Here is a 22194-nt window from a genome sequence, read left to right on the forward strand (position 1 = left end):
CACTACTTTGCTATCTTAAAGTGCAATATCCCTGAACAATAAAGAGCTGTATTTTCATCCTTTTTGTGGGAATACAACCCAAGCAATCCGGATACTGGCGGAATAACATGGAAGGCAAAATCCTGAAACCGGAACTCAAGGTTCCAGAGCAAAAAACAGCGAGCCTGTCGTTTTGCGAAACCACACCGCGAGCCTTTCGTGCGTGGGCAGAGCATCTGCCCATGGCCAACGTGGGCGAATCATCCCGCCAGCTGTATCACGCCATCATCGAGTTGAATCAGCTGTTTGCTCCGCCACTGCAACGTATGCAGTTCCTCGAAGCTATCCGGGAAAAAGTTCATTTTGTCTGCAACGAACTGTCCCGGCACTTTCTGGGCTTGTCCGTGGCGCTGCCGGAGAAACAGAGAAAAATTGCTAATCTTGCTCAGGCCCTGCAACTGCACCTGGCCGCAGGTTACAAACTCTGTGTTCTGGAATACATTGATAATGGTGGTGTCGAGAAAAACCGGCGGCAGATAGCCACGTCAATCCACCGCGCCATTTCCGAATTGGCCGCCACCATTCTCCGGTCACACCAGCTTTACTGCCCCAGCCCCTCCGAGAGCTGGCTGGAATGCCACCGCATGTTCCGCTTCGCCTACCGCAACAAACTCGCAGACTGGGAGGTAGACGACGACACACTGACGGTGCACCGCTCCAGCACTCTTGCAGACAGTTACAAGCGAATTTTACTGCTCGGCTGCTCGCGGCCCAACCAACTGCGCCAACCCGAGCTGGCCCAGGTCTACGAGATGTCGGAAACCTGGACATCGATGTGTCAATGCAACCCGGACAAAACTTCCGACACCCTGTTTGTTATCAACATGGAGCGGGATTGTGCACCGGTATACCGAAGCCTGCTTGATCATACGCCGGGTACAGAAAGCTTTGGTTTTGACACCCGTGATCTGTCGCAGCATTTGATCGACTTACTTGAAAGCCGACGCTCACCCGATCGCGGCAAACAAGTAGCGCCTGCGACAGGCCAAACCAGCGACTCCCTGCTCACGCACCTTAGCCAGGCTCTTGGCATTCTGGCCAAGCGCAATTTCAACCGTATCGCCAGCCAAGGTACTTTAGAGGTCTGCGTCGGCCTCAGTGCCGCCCACTATTTCGTTGCCGGACAACGACTTTTCCCGGAATTCGTCAACGGCAACGAAAGTGGATCGGACGAAACGGGAAACCGCTTTATCAAGAATGCTAATCGCAACCCGGACGCCTGGTCCGGGGCTCATGATGCCGGCCCCAGTGATGAACGGCTGTATTCGGCCGATACCCCGATCAACTTTCGCGCCAGCGATGGCAGCCAAACCGCTTCGGGTCAGGATCGTGCAAGACCCAGGTCTCACCATGCCCAACTGGTCAATACCAGCCCTGGGGGTTACTGTGTTGCCTGGGAAAACAACATACCCACGTCGTTGCAGGCAGGTGAAATCCTTGGCGTTCGTGAACAGCCAGGGCATCCATGGAGCATCGCCGTGGTACGCTGGCTACGGCAAATTCGCAACCAGGGAACCCAGGTAGGTATTGAATTGCTGGCTCCGAGCGCATCACCCTGCGCGCTTCGCCTGCTTCAGAAAGTCGGCAACAGCAGCGAATATCTGCGCGCCCTGCTGTTACCGGAGATCGGTGCAGTGAATCAGCCTGCCACGCTGATCACGCCGCGACTGCCGTTCCAGACGGGCAGCCGGATTTCCATGCTGCATGATGGCCGGGAGAGTCAGGGGCAACTGCTGAAAAAGGTCTCGGCAACCGGCAGCGTCAGCCAGTTCGAACTGAAGCTTCAGAGCCCGGTTGACGGAACCCGCGACAGCGACCAGAAATCTCCGACACACGGAACGACCGGAGACGAGTTCGATTCTTTGTGGCCCTCACTGTAATCACTCGCCTGTAATCACTCGAAAGTGCCCGGCGAACAAAGCGGAAACATGATAAGGTTGTTATTGCCCTCCAACCCTTGCATCATCCCTGCGTGAGCAACAGGCACCGTGAGATAAGTATCGAATGCAGAAAAAGAACTCGACTGTCCATCTTCTGATTCTTGACCCGTCACAAAACGATGCAGAGACGCTGATCAGCCTGCTTCGGAATTCGGGAAAAGCCACCCGAGCGCACCGGATAACCTCGGAAGAAGATCTTGAGGAAGCGCTCAAAGCCTCCAACTGGGATCTGTTGCTCGCTCGGGATCTTGAGCAGGAGTTTACACCCGACGACGTTCTGGCAACGGTCAAACGGCTCGACAAGGACATTCCCTTCATTCTGCTGACCGACGAACACAGCCGCGAGCGCAGCGTCAACATTTTGCGCGCTGGCGCCCAGGATGCGATTCCGTTCGAGCACACCGACCACCTGGTTCTGGTTGTAAAACGTGAGCTGGCGGCCCTGGACGAGCGGCGCAAGCGGCGTGCACTGGAATCTCACCTGCGTGAGGCCGAGCAACGTTGCCAGCTACTTCTGGAAAGCTCCAAAGACGCCATCGCCTACATCAACGATGGTATGCACATATACGCCAACCAGTCCTACATGGAATTCCTTGGCTACGACGACATTGATGATCTGATCTGTATTCCGGTTTTGGACACCCTGACTCCGGACAGTCAGGAGAAATACAAAGAGTTCATGAAAGCCTTTGCCGAAGAGCGCAAAGATGGCATGACCATGAACTTCACAACCCGCCGGAGCGATGATCACGAACTAAACGTCACTATGTCGGTTTCTGCTGCCACCTATGATGGCGAGAGCTGCACACAGATCGTGCTTCTGCCCGAACACAGTGATGCCGAGCTGGAAGAAAAGCTGAAACAGATCAGTAGCCAGGATTTGCTGACTGGCCTGTACAACCGTCAACACCTGATGGCGGAGCTGGCCGGGGCCATATCCGCCGCGGGCAAAGAAAATCAGACCGGCGCACTCGCCTACATCGCCCTGGACAATTTCCAGAGCGCCCGAAGCCAGGTGGGAATTTCCGGCGCGGATCTGCTCCTGGGCGACATGGCCAACCTTTTGAAGGAACATGCCGGAGACACGGTTACGCTGGCACGCCTGGGCGATGATGCCTTCTGTGCTCTGTGTCTACCTTGCGACGAGAACAAAATGATCAGCCTCGCAGAGGATGTTCGCAAAGCCGTTGACGATCATCTGTTCGACATTAACGGGCTCACCGTCCCTCTGACCGTATCCATCGGCATCGCCGCCATCACCGAAAATTCGCCCAAAGCCGAAGAACTGATGGGCCGGGCTCATATCGCCTCGGCCGACGTGCGCAAGCAAAAGGGACACGAGAACGGCAACGGTATCCTGGTCTACAACCCGGCAGACTATGAAACACTGGATGAGACTAATTCCGTTGAGGCGATTCTCAAGGCCCTGGACGACAACCGCTTCCGCCTGCTGTTCCAGCCGATTATCAACCTGCGGGGTGAAGGCGAAGAACACTACGAGGCCTTTGTGCGGATGCTGACCAAGGACGATGAGGAAGTTTCCCCGTACGACTTCCTGCCACCCATGGGCCCAAGCGACACCGCCATCAAGATCGACCGCTGGGTAATTCTGCAGACCATCAAACAGCTTTCAAGCCACCGCTCCCGTGGCCACGATACCCGGCTGTTCCTGAACATCACCGCGGAAACCCTGCAGGACAAGACTTTTACCCCCTGGCTGAGCGTAGCCCTGAAAGCGGCACGTTTACCGGGCGATTCGCTGATTTTCCAGATCCGCGAAGGCGACGCCAACAAATACATGAAGCAGGCCAAGGACTTTACCAAGGCGGTTCATGAGCTACACAGCAAGGTTTCCATTTCGCAATTCGGTTGTGCGCTCGATCCTTTCAACACCCTGAAACACATCGATACCGACTATGTGAAAATCGACGGCTCGTTCACCGAAGAGATCCAGAAGAACGACGAAGCCAAGGAAGAGGTCAAGGAGTTGGTGAAGAGCCTGCAGAACGCCGGCAAGCTGACCATCATTCCACTGGTGGAAAATGCCAGTGTGCTGGCAACGCTGTGGCAGGCCGGGGTGAATTACATTCAGGGCTACTACCTGCAGGCGCCGGTACCGGAAATGAACTACGACTTTGGCGATAACTGAGCCCCACCAGGTTGAGTCAAAAAAGGCGGGGAATCCCCGCCTTTTTTATTACTTAACCTACCGGCATGGCATCAGAGCTTGGTTTGCTGCAAGGTCTGGTTGGTTTCACTTTCTCTGAAGCCAATCAGGTACAGAATCGCATCCAGCCCCAGAGTGGAAATGGAATGCCGGGCCGACTCCTTCACCAAAGGCTTGGCTCTGAACGCCACACCCAGGCCTGCCTGGCTGAGCATGGGAAGGTCGTTGGCGCCGTCCCCCACAGCGATCACCTGCTCACGGGCGATATGCTCCTTTTCAGCAATCTCGAGCAATAGCTCTGCCTTGCGTTTACCATCCACAATCTGCCCCTGAACCCGCCCGGTGACTTTGCCATCGACGATTTCCAGCCCATTGGCATACACATAGTCGATGCCGAGCTTGCTCTGCAAATGCCGGGCAAAATAGGTGAAGCCGCCAGACAGAATGGCGGTTCGGTAGCCCAGTGCCTTCAGGCTTCGAATCAGGTGCTCGGCGCCCTCAGTCATGCGCAAGCGGCTGGCAATGCGCTCCAGAACCGACTCATCCAGCCCCTTCAGCAACGCCAGTCGCTCTGCAAAACTCTCGCTGAAGTCCAGCTCGCCCTGCATGGCACGCTCGGTAATCTCCGCTACCTGCTCACCCACCCCGGCTTCATGGGCCAGTTCGTCGATCACTTCTGCCTCAATCAAGGTTGAGTCCATATCAAACACCACCAGGCGGCGGTTGCGACGGAAAATGGAATCCTCCTGAAAGGCTATGTCCACGTTCATCTCCCCCGCGATGTGCAGGAAGTCCGAGCGTAACTGCTCAGGATCAGAGGGCTTTCCGCGCACCGAGAACTCCACACAGGCAATGCGATTGTCAGTCACGTTCAGCGACGGCCGGGCCGAGAGCCGGGTAATGTTGTCAATGTTCAGGCCATGGCGAGCGGTGATGGCAGACACCCGGGCAATCTGTTCAGCCTTGATATCCCGGGACAACAAGGTAACGATGTAACAGGCACGATTTCGCCCTTCGGCCCAGGTCAGGTATTCCTGCTCGGTAATGGGCGCAAAATGCACCTGAAGATCCAGTGCGTGCAGGCGAAACAGCAAATCCCGAATGACCGGCGACGATTGCGAGGCGTCCGGGATCTGCACCAGAATGCCCCAGGTCAGATGGTCGTGAATCACGGCCTGGCCAATATCCAGAATCCGCACATCATACTTGCCCATGATGCCGGTAATTTCCGACGTCAGGCCCGGCTTGTCGCGCCCGGATACGTTTATCAGTACCAGTTCACTCACTGTCTGCAGACTCCTCTTCCTGCGCCCGGGCTGCGGACGGGATAACATCAATGCCGTCCACCCGCTGTAAGCCCCGGGGCAGCTTGTGGCCGCGGCGTCCCCGCTCGCCCAGATAATGTTCCAGATCACTGAATTTCAGGCCCAGCTTGCGTTTACCCGCCAGAATTTCCAACTGATCTTCCTCACCAAACACTGCAATTGCGACGACATACTCTTCCCGGTTCTGAACCCGGGCCGAAGGAATGCTGATGATCTTGTTGCCCTTGCCCTTGGCCAACTCCGGCAACTCACTGAGCGGGAACACCAGCATCCGCCCTTCATTGGAAATGGCAGCCAGATATAGAGTAGTGGCGGTTTCCGGAATCATCACCGGCGGCATGATCTTCGCCCCTTTAGGCACGCTGACCACAGCCTTGCCCGCCCGGTTTTTGCTGATCATGTCGTTCAGAGAAGTGACAAAACCGTAACCACCATCCGTTACCAGCAGGGTCTTGCGCTCCGGGTTGCCCATTAACAGGCCCGCAAAGGTGGCACCGGAGGGCGGATTGATTCGGCCGGTTAACGGCTCACCCTGGCCCCGGGCAGATGGCAGGGAATGGGCCATCAGCGAATAAGCCCGGCCGGTCGAATCAACAAAGATGCTCTGCTGGTTGTTACGGCCCCGGGCCGCGAGGGCAAACTTGTCACCAGCCTTGTAACTCAGCCCACCCGGGTCAATATCATGGCCCTTGGCGGCACGCACCCAGCCCTTCTCGGACAACACCACGGTTACCGGATCGTTGGAGACCAGATCGGTCTCACTGAAGGCTTTGGCCTCGCCCCGCTCCACAATGGGGGAACGGCGCTCATCGCCATAGGTTTCCGCATCCTGCTCCAGTTCGGTTTTGATCAGTTCACGCAAGCGGTCTTCCGAACCCAGAATGGCCTGCAACTCAACACGCTCCGCCGACAGCTCATCCTGCTCACCGCGGATCTTCATTTCCTCAAGCTTGGCGAGATGGCGCAGCTTCAATTCCAGAATGGCTTCTGCCTGCTCCGGAGACAACCCGAACCGGGCCATCAGCTCCGCCTTCGGCTTGTCTTCGGTACGAATAATCTCGATTACTTCATCAATGTTGAGGTAGGCAATCAACAAGCCTTCCAGCAAGTGCAGCCTGGCCAGAACTTTGTCCAGACGATGCTGCAAACGGCGGGTGACCGTGGTTTTACGGAACGCCAGCCACTCGGTCAGAATCTGATGCAACCCTTTAACACCGGGACGACCGTCGTTGCCGATCACATTCATGTTCACCCGGTAGGTTTTCTCCAGATCGGTGCTGGCAAACAGGTGCGCCATCAAACCATCCAGATCCACACGGTTAGATCGGGGCACAATCACCAGGCGGGTCGGGTTTTCATGGTCGGATTCATCCCGAAGGTCCGCCACCATGGGCAGCTTTTTGGTCTGCATCTGCTGAGCAATCTGCTCCAGTACCCGGTTACCGGACACCTGATGAGGCAGATCGGTAACCACCACTTCACCGTTTTCCCGAATCCATCGGGCACGCATTCGCAGCGATCCCCGGCCAGTCTGATACATCTGCCGAAGATCCTTGCGGGGCGTAATAATTTCCGCGGTGGTTGGAAAATCCGGCCCCTTGACGTGCTCACACAGCTCATCCACAGAGGCATCTGGCTGATCAAGAAGGCGTATGCAAGCCGCGGTGACCTCACGTACGTTGTGCGGCGGGATATCCGTGGCCATACCCACGGCAATGCCGGTCGTGCCATTGAGCAACACATGGGGCAGCCGCGCTGGCAGCACCGAAGGCTCTTCCATGGTGCCATCAAAGTTGGGCACCCAATCAACCGTGCCCTGCCCCAGCTCGCTGAGCAGTACTTCAGCGAACGGTGCCAGCCGGGATTCGGTATAACGCATGGCAGCGAAGGATTTTGGATCATCGGGAGAGCCCCAGTTACCCTGCCCGTCCACCAATGGGTAGCGGTAGGAAAAGGGCTGGGCCATCAACACCATGGCTTCGTAACAGGCACTGTCGCCATGGGGATGGAATTTACCCAGCACGTCGCCCACGGTACGGGCAGATTTCTTATATTTTGAGGTCGATTTCAGTCCCAGTTCCGACATGGCGTAAACGATGCGCCGCTGTACCGGCTTGAGGCCATCGCCCACATTGGGCAGAGCCCTGTCCAGAATAACGTACATGGAATAATCCAGGTACGCCTTCTCGGTGTAGTCCCTGAGGGAGACCCGCTCGAAACCTTCATCCGTCGTCTGAAACTCTGGCATGTATGCCTCTATTTACCGTGAATGCCTGAAAAAGATGTGGCGCACATTATATGGAGCCGGGCCCGGATACACCAATTCCAATAGCGGAATTCCCGAATGGAGAGTCTGTAAGGTGAACCGTATTCTCTCACGGTAATCAGAAAGCTGTTCACTCTCTGACCAAGCGGACAACTATGAAACCAAATCTTAAAGCCTGCGGGCAGGCCATGGTTACGGCCTTGGTAAATGCGGTTCTGGCAGTCGCTCTGATGCTTTTGGTGGAGTTTGCCATCAGCGGAACGTTTCAGATTCCTGTTCCCTATATCTGGGCAGGCGCGGTGATCTGGACTGTGATTTTCGCCGCTCAATTTCTGCGTCGTCGGCATCTGTGCCGGGTGGACGAAGAATGCGGCCAGTCCCGGCATCCAGAGTCGGCCAGCAAATCCTGACCTACCCAGTGCGGGCGTAGCTTTCATCCATAGCCACAGACGCCCACAAATACCTCCACCTGTTAAACCTCTCCCCCCCCCCCTCAACATGACCGGGAGTAAGAGCGGCTCTGCCAGAAGCAGAACCGCCCAACTCGGAGGACGAACGTTACTGTCGGATTCCCTCCACGGAGATTTCCAGCTCGACCGTTTCTGAGGCGGGCCCCAGATCCATGGGGATGCCGAAGTCCTTCAGCCGCAGCTCGGTCTCCGCTTCAAAGCCCATGCGGTAGCCGCCCCAGGGGTCCTTGCCATGGCCCAGCATTTCGGCGTCCAGCGTGATTTCCCGGGTTACACCACGGAGCGTGAGATCGCCGATAATTTCGGCTTCGCCATCGCCATCAACAACCACCCGCTTACTCTTGAAGGTAGCCTCGGGGAAATCACCCACGTGCAGGAAATCTTCACTGCGCAGGTGCTTGTCTCGCTCGGCGTGGTTGCTGTCAACGCTGGACGTGTCGATGGTGACGGTGACAGAACTGTTTTCCGGGTTATCGGCGTCGTAGGTGAACTGGCCATCAAAATCATTGAACCGGCCGTACAGCCAGCTGTAGCCCAAGTGGGAAATTTTGAAGGTGATAAACTGGTGGGTATCCTTGTTATCAAACGCATAAGTGCCGCTGTGCTCATTGGCCTGCACCGAGCCAATGATCGCAGCCGACATGGCCGTCGCAAGTAAAAGCTTCTTCATAACAGACTCCTTTGGTTATCAGATTTCAGTACGTTATCAGCAATGAGAATCAGGTTCATGACAATCCGATCATGCGGCGAAGCGTTTTGTCCCGATCGATCAGGTGGTGCTTGAGCGCGCCCAAGGCATGGATTCCCGCCAGGACCACCAGCGCCCAGGTACTCCAGTAGTGCACCAGCCCCGCCGTGTCTTCCATACCTTTGATCTGGCCCGTCACCGAAGGCACTTCGAAAACACCAAAAACATGAATAGAAGATCCATCAGCCGTGGAAATCAGGTAACCACTGACCATTGCGACAAAGATCAACAGGTACAACAGCCAATGGGCTGCGTGTGCTGCCAGAATTTCCCAGCGGCGGTGATTGGCAAGAGGCCGGGGGGCCGGGCTGACAACACGCCAGCCGATCCTGAACAGCATCACCAGGAACAAAATAATGCCAACGCTTCGATGAATATCGGGCCCCTGGCGGTACCAGGGATCGTAGTAGGACAAGTCGACCATCCAGAACCCGAGAACAAACAACCCGACGATAGCCACAGCCACCGTCCAGTGCAGAAGAATAGCCACCCAGCCGTAAGTCACTTCCGAATTTCGAGCCGACATGCAAAAAACTTCCCTCAAAAACAATGAATATCCATGTTCCATGGATGTGAATCAGTCATGCGTAAAGTGTAGAGGCCTGTCACAGAAAAGAAAAACTGAATGATTTGCTGACATGCATCAGTTTTTTTGACGGAATGGCCAGCCTATTGACAATAACCACCTTTGTCGTATGCGGTTTTACGGATTGTTCAAATTTATAGCAACGATAAACTTTACCCATACTTTAAATCGTCCGGACACGGGCAAAAGCAATGAGGAATCGACATGGAAATTGAATTCGACGAATCTGTGGTTGTCCCTAGCAACAACTGATCAACAAAACCCGGCAACAGCCGGGTTTTTACGTTGCAGGGACCTCAAAAGCCATAGAGCCAGGCAATGGTCAGGACGGCCACAGCACCCACCAGCAGGTTCAGGGGCACACCGACCTTCACGAAGTCCGAAAACCGGTAGCCGCCGGGGCCAAACACCATCATGTTGGTCTGGTAGCCCAGCGGGGTCGCGAAGCTGGCAGAGGCCGCCATCATGATACCAATAATGAAGGGTTCCGCAGGCAGCCCCATGGCGCTGGCCAGAGACAACACCACAGGTACGGTGAGCACGGCAGCGGCATTGTTGGTGATCACTTCCGTCAGTAACGACACCATCAGGTATACCAGAATCAGTGCCAGCAAGGCATTGCCATCGCTGAACCCTAATACCAACCCGGAAATAACGTTGGCAGCCCCGGTGTGCTCCAGTGCGCCACCAAGGGCGAAAGACGCACCGATGGTGAGCACTACCGGCACATCCACCGCCCGACGGGCCTGCCCCGGCGAGCAACAGCCGCTGAGAACCATCAAGAAGGCGCCGACCATGGCAGCATTAAGCATGGTGGTTACACCGCAGGCCGCCAGCGCCACCAGTACCAGTAAAATGCCCCAGGATAGCCTGGCCCGGTCGTGACGGGGCGCCTCGGTTTCCAGATCGTTGATTAACAGAAAATCCTTGTTGTAGCGTTGCCGGCTGACAAACGCCGGGCGTGCCTCAAGCAACAGAACGTCGCCGGGGCGAAGACGGATATTGCCCAGGTTTCCCGGCACCCGCTCGCCGCCCCGGGCCACCGCCAGCACCACGGCTCCATAACGATCGCGAAACCGGGCATCCCGTATGGTCTGGCCCAGCACATCCGACTGGGGCGACAATAAGGCCTCCACCAGACAGCGCTCGGCCCGGTCTTTGCTCAGTGCCGGCTCATCTTCGTGTACCGAGGGTACTATGCCGTGTATGCGCAGCAGATCCGAAATCGCCTGGGTGTCTCCGGCAAACACCAGTCGGTCACCGCCCCTCAGCCGCTCCTCAGAGGGCACTGCCGTCACCACACTGCCGTCCCTTTCAATCTCGACCAGGTACAGTTGCTCCAACTCCCGTAACCCCGCCTCCCCGACACTCTTGCCAACCAGAGGGCCGTCGGCGGCCACCGCCACCTCCAGGGTGAACTCGTTCACCGAGCCGAATTTCTGCTGATCTTTTCGGTCTGGCAACAGTCTTGGCAGTACCAGCAGCATGGCCGCCACCCCCACCACCGCGACCGGCAAACCCACCAGTGTCAGCGAGAACACGGAAAATCCGTCACTGCCGGTCAGTTGTTGATACTGGCCGTTGACCACCAGATTAGTGCTGGTTCCCATCAAGGTAAGCGTGCCCCCCAGAATGGCGGAATAACTCAGCGGCATCATCAGTTTGGAGGGGGCAATACCGATTTTTCGGGACCAGGCATGCACCGCCGGAATCATGGTGGCAACCACCGGGGTATTGTTGAGGAAACCGCTGAGAAGTGTCACTGGCAGGGCAATCCGCGCCTGGGCACTGCGCACGGACTTGGGGCGGCCCAGAATAGTATGCACCAGCAAATCCACACCACCGGAATGATGAACCCCCGCCGCCACCACAAACAGGGCCACCACGGTAATCAGGCCCGGGTTACTGAACCCGGCCAGGGCCTGGTCGGCACTGATGATGCCACTGGCACTGAGAATCACCAGAACGGCCAGCATCACCTGATGGGGTGCAAAGCGGCCGGAACTCATTGCCAACAGGGCCACAGCCGCCAGCCCCAGTGAAAACCATCCTTGCCAGTCCATCCGCCGACCCTTTCCGGTACGAAAACTGGCAGGATAGTGGTTTTTTTAAAAGCTTAAAAAGAATACCTTTCGATTTTTATAGATTCGAATGGAATATCAAACGGCAACATCTGCCATATTCCCGTAAGCCTCCAGCCAGGCACGGCGATCCGACGCCCGTTTTTTGCCCAGCAGCATATCCATACACTCGTCGGTGTCGTCGCCCTCTTCCAGCGTCAGCATCACCAGGCGGCGGGTATCTGGCGCCATGGTGGTTTCACGCAACTGCAGCGGGTTCATTTCGCCCAGCCCTTTGAAGCGGGTAACCTGAATCTTGCCTTTGCGCTTTTCTGCGGCAATCCGGTCGATAATGCCCTGCTTCTCGTGCTCGTCGAGGGCATAGAACGTCTCTTTGCCGAGGTCTACACGGTACAAAGGCGGCATGGCCACAAAGACATGGCCCGCCGCGACCAGCGGCCGAAAGTGTTTGACGAACAGGGCACACAACAACGTGGCAATGTGCAGGCCATCCGAGTCGGCATCGGCCAGGATACACACCTTGTTGTAACGCAATCCGGACAAGTCTTCAGAGCCCGGATCCACGCCAATGGCAACTGCAATGTCGTGCACTTCCTGGGACGCCAGAATCTCACCGGAGTCCACTTCCCAGGTGTTCAAAATCTTGCCCCGCAGCGGCATCACCGCCTGAAACTCCCGATCCCGGGCCTGTTTGGCGGAACCACCCGCGGAATCCCCTTCCACCAGAAAGAGTTCCGAGCGCTTGGTGTCGCCACCCGAGCAATCCGCCAGTTTTCCGGGCAATGCCGGGCCGGAGGTGACCTTCTTCCGGGCCACTTTTTTGCTGGCACGTAAACGGCGCTGGGCGTTGCTGATGAACAGCTCCGCCAGAGCCTCGGCAATGTCGGTGTGCTGGTTCAGCCACAGACTGAACGCATCTTTCACCACGCCAGAGACAAACGCAGCCGCCTCCCGCGACGACAACCGCTCTTTGGTCTGGCCAGAGAACTGGGGCTCCTGCATCTTGAACGACAAGACATAGGCCACCCGTTCCCAGACATCCTCCGGTGACAACTTGACGCCCCGGGGCAGTAGATTGCGGAACTCGCAAAATTCCCGCATGGCTTCCAGCAATCCGGTGCGCAGCCCGTTCACATGGGTGCCGCCCTGGGCCGTGGGGATCAGGTTAACGTAGCTTTCCATCACTGCGTCGCCGCCCTCGGGCAACCACTGGATAGCCCAGTCGACAGCTTCCTTGTTGCCGGAAAAGCTGCCAGTGAACGGCTCAAGGGGAATGGCTTCAATGTCGGCCAGGGCGGTACGCAGGTAATCCCGAAGGCCGTCCTCGTAGCACCACTCGTCTTTTTCGCCGGTTTTTTCCTGAGTGAAAACCACCGTCAGCCCCGGGCAAAGTACCGCCTTGGCGCGCAAGTTGTGGCGCAAACGACTGACCGAGAAGTTCGGACTGTCAAAGTATTTCGGATCCGGCGAGAACTTCAGCCGGGTGCCGGTGTTGCGCTTGCCCACCGTGTCGACGACCTCAAGCTCACTGGCCTTTTCGCCGTCAGCGAAGGTCATCCGGTGCATCTGGCCGTCGCGCTTTATGGTGACTTCCAGGTGGGTCGACAAGGCATTCACAACAGAAACGCCGACACCGTGCAAACCACCAGAGAAGTTGTAATTACCCTGGGAAAACTTGCCGCCGGCATGCAGTCGGGAAAGGATCAGCTCAACGCCGGGCAGGCCTTCTTCCTTGTGGATATCCACGGGCATACCCCGGCCGTCATCCTCGACACTTAGCGAGTTGTCGCTGTGCAGGATAACCTCGATTTTTCGGGCGTGACCCGCCAGCGCTTCGTCAACACTGTTGTCGATGACTTCCTGAGCCAGATGGTTGGGGCGGGAGGTATCGGTATACATGCCGGGGCGCTTGCGCACCGGGTCCAGTCCGCTCAGAACTTCAATGGCATCGGCGTTGTACTGTTGCTGGCTCATAGGTGTGGCATGGCTCCGCAAGTGATCGTTGCGCCATAGCTTAGGGATTCAAGCTGAAAGATCAACGGTTGTTTTGTGCTGGCGTGTGCCCGGTTCAGTTTCCCGGTTTCGACATTATCGGCTGCTCGCCAAGCCCGTTTACCTGAACAGACTGCCACTGGCCGGGCTCCGCCGCCAGCACCACGCAAGGGGAAGTGATCACCTGAGCCACGATCATGCCCGGAGCCGGCTCTTTCAGAGCCATCTCAAGCACCAGGGTTGAGTTTTCAATCTCCGACGACGAAAGCCCCAGGCTGTATCCGGCGGTCGGCTTCTGGCCCAGGGTAACGAAGATCAGGTGTTCATTGGCCAGAACGACCCTGCGCACCGCATCTGTCGCCATATTCTGCCCAGGGACATCCAGCAAAACATCACGCTGATTCAGGCTTTTAACCACAGCAACACCCGGCCCACTGAGGCCACAATGGGCCGACTGGGTTATCTGGCGGATCAGAGGCGGCCTGATTTCGCTTCCCGAGCCAGTGGTGGTGCAGGCCGCTGCTGTGGCCAGTATCAGGCTGACCGCCAGGCCCCTGGACAATAGACGGGTCATTGAATTGCTTTTGCTCCTGTTCGTTGGGCTCCTTCAGAGCCGGAATTCATCAGCCGGTAACCTTTAAAACCTGGCCGGGGTAGAACATCCGGTGTTTCTGCCGTAATCGACGACCGGGAATAGCTGGTGGTCAGCCGCAGGCTGTTCAGCGGATCACCCTCCCGAATCGATATAACTTCCCTCAGGCCGGTGACCGGGTATTCTGCGCAAGCCTCGCCCGGCTGGCAAATCAGGCCATCACCATCTGTGTCCGAACCTGCAACCAGAAAGTAGTCTCCCGGCACCACCTCATCCAGCGCCCAGGGCTCTTCACCGTCTTCCGCCCGGAAACGAAACACATACTGCCCCTTATCTGCCGTTGCCGAAACCTGAGACACGGCATTGTAGAAGCCGTCACTGTTCGGTTGTGTTTCCACCAGCAGGACGAAGTGTTCACCGGCATCCCGGGCCTGCTCATCGGAAAATACCTGGGCGCTTACCGGAATACTGAGGGTTCTTTGCTGATTGCCGCCCTGATAACTGACCACCACGTCCGACCGGTAGGCAACATCCGGTTCAATCGCTGACAGATTCAAGGAGATGGAAAGCAGGAAATCACTGCCCTGGGCTTGGGGCTCGGCAATGGTCAGCCAGCCCGGTGATCTGGTCACAACGGGCAGTGTTATCTGGCCTGGCCCTATCCGGGTCAGTCGAATGGTTTTACGTGTTGCGGATTCATTACTCAGCGCCACAAACGACGGCGATGGCGACAGCACTGTCGCAATACCGCTCTCACCGGCCTGCAACGCCTTCGAGGCATCAAGGATTCCGTAACCGTGGGTATTGCCATTCAAACCCTGCGAGTCGGTCAACTCTCCGGCAACCAGCAAGGCCCTCAGGCCGGAAGTATCAAGCAAGCCGTTCCGGGCCTTCATCAATGCGAGAACTCCGGCAACATGGGGCGCCGCCATAGACGTGCCCTGCAGGCCGATATGATCGGGCTGAAACACGCCCCCATTCAACACCGCACTGGTACTCCAGACCACATCAGCCCGGCCGTCGTTATCCCCATCCCGGCTGGCATCACCACCGGGGGCGGCCAGATCGATCCAGGATCCGAAATTGGAATAGGAGGCCAGGTTACCCGCTGCATCCACCGCACTGACAGCAAGCACATTCGGTGAAGCCGCCGGAAACGAGCGCACGGAGGTAGACGAATTCCCTGCCGCCCCGACAAACAGCAGGCCCCGGTCGACACCAAACTGTATAGCCGCTTCCAGATCGGGAATCTCCGGTAGTCCGCCCAGGCTCATATTCACGATATCCGCACGGGGCGGCCCGGCCGGATTTTCGCCGGTAACCCAACGGATCGCATTGATCAGATCCAAGGAAGAGCCGGTTCCGCCCTCCCCCAGAACCCGCACCGGCAAAATTCCCGCATTGAAAGCAACTCCGGCCATGCCGTAATCCGGATCAGATCCTGAGCTGTTGCCCAGGTTCGCCGCTATGATTCCCGCCACATGGGTGCCATGGAACACACTGGTTCCAATCTGGCTGCCCGGGTCCTGGGGAAGACTGTCGTTGTCCACAAAATCCCGGCCGGGCAAAACATTGGCATCCAGATCCGGGTGCCAGACCGAGGCCCCGGAATCCCTGAACAGCCCGCTGTCCAGCACCGCAACGGTAACTCCCTCTCCACCGTCCGGGGCAAGTTGCCAGGCCACCGGCCCGTTGATCAGGTCGTAATGCCACTGAAGCGGGTACAGTTCTTCTGCGGTTGGCGCTGACGCCATGGACTGAAACGCAGTCATCTGATAATTCGGCGCAGCAGAGACGATGCCCGGTGCACTGCGAAGCGATTCAATCCATCGAAGTGTGGCATCAGCGGATGCGGCACTGGCAGCCCGTAACTGGGGCATGGTCATTAGCCAGCGGTTGGGGCCCAGGCGCTCTGCCTGGGCTGCAGATGCGTTCATCAGAATACCCTGCGGTACGGGCTCTTCATCTGCAGCTGTCGATACCACCGCCTGGCCCGGAATAAACCTGTGCTCCGGCCAGTAGAAATCCTTCTGTTCCGCCTGCTCACCAGCCACTTTCGACAGGATATACCGGGCCGCCCCCGGGCCACTGGCTGTTACCGACACCCTCACATTCGCGGGCTCGGTGTTACTCCCGTTCCAGCTCAGGGTGGCGGGCGCCTGATCCCGATCCGTACTCCGCACCGCACCGGTCGAATCCGGAAAAGACAACCGCAGTTCCGGATTACCGGCCCGACTGCCGAAACTCTGCAGGGCGATGGATTCGCCCGGTGCCATAGGCACTATGTAGTCGTCCCGACGATCCGTACGGTAGTCAAAGGTGTCGCCCTGAATAGTCGTGAAGAAGCCGCTGTCGCCGCTGACATAACCCGCCAGCACAAAGTTCGCAGGCATTACCTGAACACCGGTGGCAGGCTGACTGCCCGCCCTGGCCAACTGTTCCATGGTGTCCTGGTCAATCCGGCTGTTTGCTTCGATGCGGATCACTCCGGATAAGGGTTCTGTATCCGGTGCGGCATTCCCATTTTCAGAATCGCTGCCACAGCCCGACAGCACTACTGCCGGCAACAGCGCAAAAGCAAACGTTGAAAACTTCACGGCGTCGTTCTTCCCACAACCGGTGAAAACCATTCATGCAGAGTATACGGCTCGACAACGATGTTCGACCTTCACCGGAAATCAACCCTGCTCAACGGGCATAGAACAGCATCGGCACAAAGGCCACCGACAGCAGCGTGGGCACCATCACCGCCAGGGGCAATAGCAGGCGCTCATAACGATGCCAGAGCGAGCCCGTGCGCTCTGCGGCCACCACTTCTGTTTCGCCCACCACTTGCCGGGTCAGCAGGTGATTCAAGGCAACGGGCGGGCTGAGATAACCCAGCTCAAATGCCACCAGGCAAACAATCCAGAAGTGCAAGGGATCAATACCAATCTGCAACGCTGGCTGAGCAATGGTGGCAGATACCAGGATCACTGCACCAAACGGATCCATCACCATACCGATTACGGTCAGCATCACCACGATCACCAGCATCGCCAGCCAGGGACTGGTCAGGTCTTCCGGGAACAGTGCGTGAACGATGTCGGAGCGCTCCAGAATCCCTCCCAGGCAGATCGAGAACCCGATCAACGCCAGCAGCGCCCCGATGTGCACTGCCGAATCGCTGGCGGCGGCTGTGCTACGTGCAATAAAAGTGCGGGTTCGGGTTGCACCGTTTTCGCCCGGGTTTACACCCGCATCCAGCAACACCAACGCGAGCATAACCAAAGGCAGAATCAGGGGCGCGCTGTATTCATTGAAGCGCAAGCCCATAACACCCCATATTGCGGCAATTACCAGCGCGGCCGTCAATACGTAGGGAAAGAGCGGGCGCAATTCAGCAATGGCTTTGCCCAGCGCCCCCGGCGCCGGTCGAGGGCGCCAATTACCTTCCGTTTTACAGACGATGAAAGAGAACAGAGTGGCCGAAAGGAGGAACACCCAGAACCCCCAATCATACATTTCCGAGGTGGTGACTTCCTTGTTCAACGCCGCAACCACCACGATAAGCAAACAGGGGTTAAGTACCACGCCAAGGCTACCGGACATCGCAGTCGTTGCCAACGACAGCTGGCGCCCGGCCCCGGCCCTGCGCAACTCGTCGTAAACCACGCCCCCCACCGCCAGAATGAAAATACCAGACGCACCGGTAAAGGCCGTCGGAAAGGCGGTGGTAAAGATAATCACCGAGGCCAGCATGGGCGCGGGCAAATTGAACGGCTTGACCAGGTTCAGCAACAATTCCGGCACCCGGGTTTGCTTCAACATCATGCCCACCAGCACATACAGCCCGATGTTGATAAACATGGAGGACAGGTTGGACATCATGCCGAAATAGATGGCCAGCCCGGAGGAATAGCCATCAACAAAAAAGAAGTAGGACATGGCAATCAGCCCCATGGCGCAATACAACGGCACTACCAGCCCGGAGGTAAAAACCAGACTGCCCGCCCGAATCCGGGCGGGTACATACAGAAACCGCACCGCATTGATAACCATAAACAGCCCGAACACGCCTGCCCAGGCATATTGCAGCAGGCTGGTGCTCTCGGTACCGGGTGACTGCGCCAGGCGGCCCATATAGGCGTTCAGCGACAGCACCATCAGGCCGTTAACAACAAACTGAACCCCCTGGCTTAGCCGCCACTCAGCCCGATTTCGTGGCAAGCGCAAGGCAATGTGGTCTGCGTCGAATGCAGAGACCACCGCCGCCAGCGCAAACATGCCGATAAACAGGAGTTTGGTCAGCTCGATATTTTCAAGCAGGAAGTTCGCCAGGCCTTGCTCCAGAGCTTTGTACAGACCCAACGCAACCGTGGCGCGCTTCTGGTTTTCGGCAAACTGCTGATGGCGCTGTGCACAGAGCACCAGGTTGCTCTGCAGGGACTGCCGAAGCGCCGAGGGATCCGGCGGTGAGCTGAACAGGTCATCCGGATCCGGCTTGTAAGCTTGCAGCCGGGCCTGCACTTCCCGATCAACATCCAATTCAAGGTTGCAGGCAGGCGCTTTGGCGTCCGGGTTCAGCAAGTAGTAACCAGGCCAGATCTGTTCGCCTACCCATAACATACGGGAGTGCAGCGAGTTCCCCATACCCAGAGCAAGGGTTGCCAGGAGCAGCAACAAAAGCACCAGTCCGTGCAACCGATGCACGGGATATAGCGTTTTCACACCAGAAGCCGTCATTGCGCGCCAGCTCATATCGGGCCCCGCTTATTCCCGGTTATCCGCGGTACACTCCGAGGCGCCCGGATTGCTGGCGCAGCGGATTTTACTCAGCAAGGTCAGCATTTTCGGGTGGTATACCGACGGCGCTCCGGCCACGCCATCACGCATTTCCAGCCGGTTCTCACGGAACATTTCCTGATAGCCAACCACGTCCTGGCGGGGAATCCGAATCCACTCTTTCTCCGGGATCGCCTGCTCCTGGTTTTCGATAAGACTCATGGCCTGCGGGTACATTCCCCAGGCCACCTCACGGGAGGTCTGGGCCAGACTATCGTCCAGCACACTGTCCCGCGCGATGATCTGTATGGTCAGCTGTGCCAGCGGATAATCGACAATACCACCCTGTTCACCAATCCCTTTGTAGAGTTCCAGAGCCTGATAGGCGAAGGCCGGTGCGTATGCCGTGTCTACCGACCCATTATTGAACTTGCCGGCAAAGTTGGTGATGTCTGACGGCACCACGGTGGCCTTGACGAAGTTCACCATATGGATAGCGTCTTTCTGGTAATCCAGAGTGGCAATACGTTTACCCGCCAGCTCGCCCGCGGTATCGATACTGCGGTCGTTAACAAACAGATAGCCGGCACCGGCCGGGACAATACCCAGCACCTCATAGCCGTTGTCTTTCATCAGTGGCGCGGCCTTGGCTTGAGCCAGTGTTGCCAGCAGGGTTTTCAGGTCATCATAGGTAGGTAGTGCACCCACCGCGCCAATACTTCCGGTAAACCGGTTAAACGGACGAATACGAATGTCCGTGGCCGCCACCACATCGCACTGGCCAGCGTTGAAATCACCGACCGCTACGCCCTCGTCGGTGTAGGGCTTGAGCTGAAACTCCACACCGTGAGCTTTCATTTCCAGAGCGTAGTCCTTGACCATGTTGTACACATCACCGTTGGCGCCGATGACATCGAACACGCACATGGACACGGGCTGGGCAGCCGCCATCGGAGCAGCAACCGTGAAAGACAGGGCGGCAATGGATTTGCGAATCATGATGACCTCCGGGTCATTCTTGTGGTGGTAAGGGAATCCTGGGTAAACCAGAGGATACGGGCGGGCACGGCCTGCTAAAGCAGGTCGTCCAAAGCCATGGTTTCAGTGGTATCGGTATTACGCTCGAAACTCATCCTGCCGAAAAAGCCGGGCGGAGTACGGTGGCCATAATTCGCACTCCAGTGCTTGTCAGAGGCAAACATCACCACATCACGGGCCACTTCGTCCACCAGCCGAAACTCGTCCCAGACCTCAATCCTGGCATCCGCCCCGGCAAACCCCTCAATAGCCTGCGCGAGCACCCGGGGGCGGCCGAACGTTTCAGCCGCCACCACCTGCACCGCATAAGACGCCCGAATACCGGCCTGCACACCCTGCTGCGCGCTTTCATTCAGAACTTGCCAGGCATCAGTTGCCTGGGCCGGGCGGGTATCTGGCAGCAATAGCCAAACCAGAGCCCGAACCGCGTTGGGTAAACCGCCCCACTTCCCGTTATCCAGGCATTGAGCCGCCCGTTCGGCCTGGGGAGCAATGCTGCGGGGCACACCCGCCATAGCGCCGGAATTGGAATCGTTGACGATGGCCTGCATGCCAGTAAGGAGACCCAGCAGGAATGTCAGTTCCTGCTGGTCATCAACCAGATCCGGGCACGCCAATGGCTCTGCCGCCGGATCAAATCGGTAGGCCGCCATCGCGCGCTGAAACGCAATGTACCGGCGCTCTGCGGTCTGGGCGTAATGGCGTTTGGATCGCTCGCGAGCGTCTTTGGCTGCGGGCACATCGCTGCGGTAACCCGCCCTCAGATAAGCCAACTCGTCTTCCCAGGCCCGGTACTCGGTACAATTGGCAGCCAGCATCATTAACAGAGAGCCCGTCGACTCGGGCGCATCGGTAACCCGGGAAAACGAATACATCAGGGGATCAGTGCCTTCACCCAGCGCACATGCCATCTCGGGGTCGGACATCTGCATAACATAGGGCGTGGCCTCAGATTCCGAATAGCCGGACAGCACCCTACCGGTGGTGCTGTATATCGGGTTGGCAGAACAGCCTGTTAAAAGCAGTACGAAAACACTGAGCAGGGTGGCGCGGACACAAGCAAACAGCCTGCGCCCCGATGTGACCAGTGAAGAGATCATAGTTCGACCTGTCTGACATTATTTTTGTGCGTAAGGGATCGCAGACAGTTTTTACACAGATTTCCCCACCCATTCCGTGAACCAGCGCCCTTAATGAAGCGCTATCGCAAGAGTAAAGAAACCTGGTGTGACCCAGTTCAGAAAGGAGTGAGCTGACGGCCGCACAGCGAGTGCAACAAGCCCGCAGTCTTCAGGGCAACAGAAGGTCTATTCCGCGTTGAGACCCAACATTCTTAAGACTTCATCGGTCAGGCCGTCAAGCGTGAGCCCGCCCCTTTCAGGGCGGTACCAGGTTACTGTCCAACTGAGCGCGCCGGTCAGCATTCTGCGGGTAATGAAGGGATCAGCCGTGAGCTGACCCTGCGCGGCCAACTGTTGCAATACCGAGAGCCACAAGGCCTCGTAAATGTCCCGCAACTCCAGTACTTCTGTCTGCGCGGCTTGCGACAGACTGCGCCATTCGTACACCAACACCGCCATGGCCTCGCCGGTCTGGCCATTAATCGACTCCAGCTCTGCCCGTACCAGGGCCCGGAGTTTGTCCAAAGGCGTCGCACACTGTTCGGCTGCGGCCCGCATCAGGGCAGTATTCAGGCGAATGGTTTCAACCATCACCGCCTTGAGAATATCTTCTTTACTGCGGAAGTGATGAAACAGGCTGCCAGACTGAATACCGACTGCCGCGGCCAGGTCACGCACGGTGGTGCGCTCATAACCTTTCTCCCGGAACAGTCGGGCGGCCTCGTGCAGCAGGCGACCCCGGGCACTGGCGGGGTCTGACACGAGTTGTTCGGCAATCAGCGCTTTCACAATAGGGTTTTGGGGCACGGTTCTGGCTCGAGCGTGGCTGGTGTCATTTCGGGTCGATTGTTACCTGCGACATGTTACCCGAGTCTGGCCCGTTTACAAACCAAGCGCTTGCTTGCCACCTCGGCATAAACCTCAAACGGGAAAACCTCACTGACCCTCCCATAAATCAATTAGGCCCACCTTATTCAAGCCGATAAACACTGCTAATAATGGACACCTATCGCATAACCCACACATCTGTATTGCCAGCAAGCGCCTTGCTGTGTACCAGATGAA

General features: G+C 57.3%; 15 protein-coding genes. 3 read left to right on the forward strand and 12 right to left on the reverse strand.

The features are described from left to right. Positions 1-107: 107 nt before the first annotated feature. Together C7H09_RS11905 and C7H09_RS11910 are read left to right on the forward strand one after the other, a co-directional pair. Positions 108-1919 (forward strand): GTPase, encoded by a 1812-nt coding sequence (locus C7H09_RS11905; protein WP_106762911.1) that lies wholly within the window; start codon positions 108-110, stop codon positions 1917-1919. 124 nt (positions 1920-2043) lie between these two features. Then, positions 2044-4128, forward strand: a complete 2085-nt coding sequence (locus C7H09_RS11910; protein ID WP_106762914.1) for an EAL domain-containing response regulator — start codon at positions 2044-2046, stop codon at positions 4126-4128. Between the two features lie 71 nt (positions 4129-4199). On the opposite strand, the gene serB is transcribed toward C7H09_RS11910, so the two are convergent. Further along, positions 4200-5432: a phosphoserine phosphatase SerB gene (gene serB / locus C7H09_RS11915; protein WP_106762917.1), complete on the reverse strand. Its 1233-nt coding sequence runs from the start codon at positions 5430-5432 to the stop codon at positions 4200-4202. Then, positions 5425-7719: a DNA topoisomerase IV subunit A gene (gene parC / locus C7H09_RS11920; protein WP_106762920.1), complete on the reverse strand. Its 2295-nt coding sequence runs from the start codon at positions 7717-7719 to the stop codon at positions 5425-5427. Before parC ends, serB begins: the two co-directional genes overlap by 8 nt. A gap of 173 nt (positions 7720-7892) precedes the next feature. Between parC and C7H09_RS11925 the strand changes: the two genes are divergently transcribed. Further along, complete coding sequence (locus C7H09_RS11925; RefSeq protein WP_106762922.1) at positions 7893-8147, forward strand: hypothetical protein; 255 nt, start codon at positions 7893-7895, stop codon at positions 8145-8147. A 148-nt stretch (positions 8148-8295) separates the two neighbouring features. Here C7H09_RS11925 and C7H09_RS11930 read toward each other — a convergent pair whose 3' ends face one another. From C7H09_RS11930 to C7H09_RS11975, 10 genes are all read right to left on the reverse strand, one after another. Continuing rightward, positions 8296-8877 carry a YceI family protein gene (locus tag C7H09_RS11930; RefSeq protein ID WP_106762925.1) on the reverse strand — a complete coding sequence of 194 codons (582 nt, stop codon included), beginning with the start codon at positions 8875-8877 and terminating at the stop codon, positions 8296-8298. Between the two features lie 55 nt (positions 8878-8932). After that, complete coding sequence (locus C7H09_RS11935) at positions 8933-9481, reverse strand: cytochrome b (RefSeq protein ID WP_106762928.1); 549 nt, start codon at positions 9479-9481, stop codon at positions 8933-8935. A gap of 356 nt (positions 9482-9837) precedes the next feature. Then, positions 9838-11604 carry an SLC13 family permease gene (locus C7H09_RS11940; RefSeq protein WP_106762931.1) on the reverse strand — a complete coding sequence of 589 codons (1767 nt, stop codon included), beginning with the start codon at positions 11602-11604 and terminating at the stop codon, positions 9838-9840. A gap of 96 nt (positions 11605-11700) precedes the next feature. Beyond that, entirely contained in the window at positions 11701-13596 is a 1896-nt protein-coding gene (gene parE, locus C7H09_RS11945; RefSeq protein WP_106762934.1) for a DNA topoisomerase IV subunit B, read from the reverse strand. 94 nt (positions 13597-13690) lie between these two features. Then, complete coding sequence (locus tag C7H09_RS11950; RefSeq protein WP_106762936.1) at positions 13691-14188, reverse strand: protease complex subunit PrcB family protein; 498 nt, start codon at positions 14186-14188, stop codon at positions 13691-13693. Further along, positions 14185-16803: a S8 family serine peptidase gene (locus C7H09_RS11955; protein WP_106763106.1), complete on the reverse strand. Its 2619-nt coding sequence runs from the start codon at positions 16801-16803 to the stop codon at positions 14185-14187. Before C7H09_RS11955 ends, C7H09_RS11950 begins: the two co-directional genes overlap by 4 nt. Positions 16804-16894: 91 nt before the next feature. Further along, positions 16895-18946 (reverse strand): TRAP transporter large permease subunit, encoded by a 2052-nt coding sequence (locus C7H09_RS11960; RefSeq protein ID WP_106762939.1) that lies wholly within the window; start codon positions 18944-18946, stop codon positions 16895-16897. Between the two features lie 12 nt (positions 18947-18958). Then, entirely contained in the window at positions 18959-19969 is a 1011-nt protein-coding gene (locus C7H09_RS11965) for a putative solute-binding protein (RefSeq protein WP_106762941.1), read from the reverse strand. Positions 19970-20043: 74 nt separating this feature from the next. Beyond that, positions 20044-21108, reverse strand: coding sequence for a hypothetical protein (locus C7H09_RS11970; protein ID WP_106762943.1), 1065 nt, complete (start codon positions 21106-21108; stop codon positions 20044-20046). 207 nt (positions 21109-21315) lie between these two features. Beyond that, entirely contained in the window at positions 21316-21936 is a 621-nt protein-coding gene (locus C7H09_RS11975) for a TetR/AcrR family transcriptional regulator (protein ID WP_106762945.1), read from the reverse strand. Positions 21937-22194 lie beyond the last annotated feature (258 nt).

This window comes from Marinobacter fuscus (genome assembly GCF_003007675.1).
In the GTDB taxonomy this organism is placed as follows: Bacteria; Pseudomonadota; Gammaproteobacteria; order Pseudomonadales; family Oleiphilaceae; genus Marinobacter; species Marinobacter fuscus.

Bases quoted from the DNA above. Each gene is read 5' to 3' on its own strand.
- C7H09_RS11905 (WP_106762911.1), top strand. From the start codon at position 108: ATGGAAGGCAAAATCCTGAAACCGGAACTCAAGGTTCCAGAGCAAAAA.
- C7H09_RS11910 (WP_106762914.1), top strand. From the start codon at position 2,044: ATGCAGAAAAAGAACTCGACTGTCCATCTTCTGATTCTTGACCCGTCA.
- parC (WP_106762920.1), bottom strand. From the start codon at position 7,719: ATGCCAGAGTTTCAGACGACGGATGAAGGTTTCGAGCGGGTCTCCCTC.
- C7H09_RS11925 (WP_106762922.1), top strand. From the start codon at position 7,893: ATGAAACCAAATCTTAAAGCCTGCGGGCAGGCCATGGTTACGGCCTTG.
- C7H09_RS11930 (WP_106762925.1), bottom strand. From the start codon at position 8,877: ATGAAGAAGCTTTTACTTGCGACGGCCATGTCGGCTGCGATCATTGGC.
- C7H09_RS11935 (WP_106762928.1), bottom strand. From the start codon at position 9,481: ATGTCGGCTCGAAATTCGGAAGTGACTTACGGCTGGGTGGCTATTCTT.
- C7H09_RS11940 (WP_106762931.1), bottom strand. From the start codon at position 11,604: ATGGACTGGCAAGGATGGTTTTCACTGGGGCTGGCGGCTGTGGCCCTG.
- parE (WP_106762934.1), bottom strand. From the start codon at position 13,596: ATGAGCCAGCAACAGTACAACGCCGATGCCATTGAAGTTCTGAGCGGA.
- C7H09_RS11950 (WP_106762936.1), bottom strand. From the start codon at position 14,188: ATGACCCGTCTATTGTCCAGGGGCCTGGCGGTCAGCCTGATACTGGCC.
- C7H09_RS11960 (WP_106762939.1), bottom strand. From the start codon at position 18,946: ATGAGCTGGCGCGCAATGACGGCTTCTGGTGTGAAAACGCTATATCCC.
- C7H09_RS11965 (WP_106762941.1), bottom strand. From the start codon at position 19,969: ATGATTCGCAAATCCATTGCCGCCCTGTCTTTCACGGTTGCTGCTCCG.
- C7H09_RS11970 (WP_106762943.1), bottom strand. From the start codon at position 21,108: ATGATCTCTTCACTGGTCACATCGGGGCGCAGGCTGTTTGCTTGTGTC.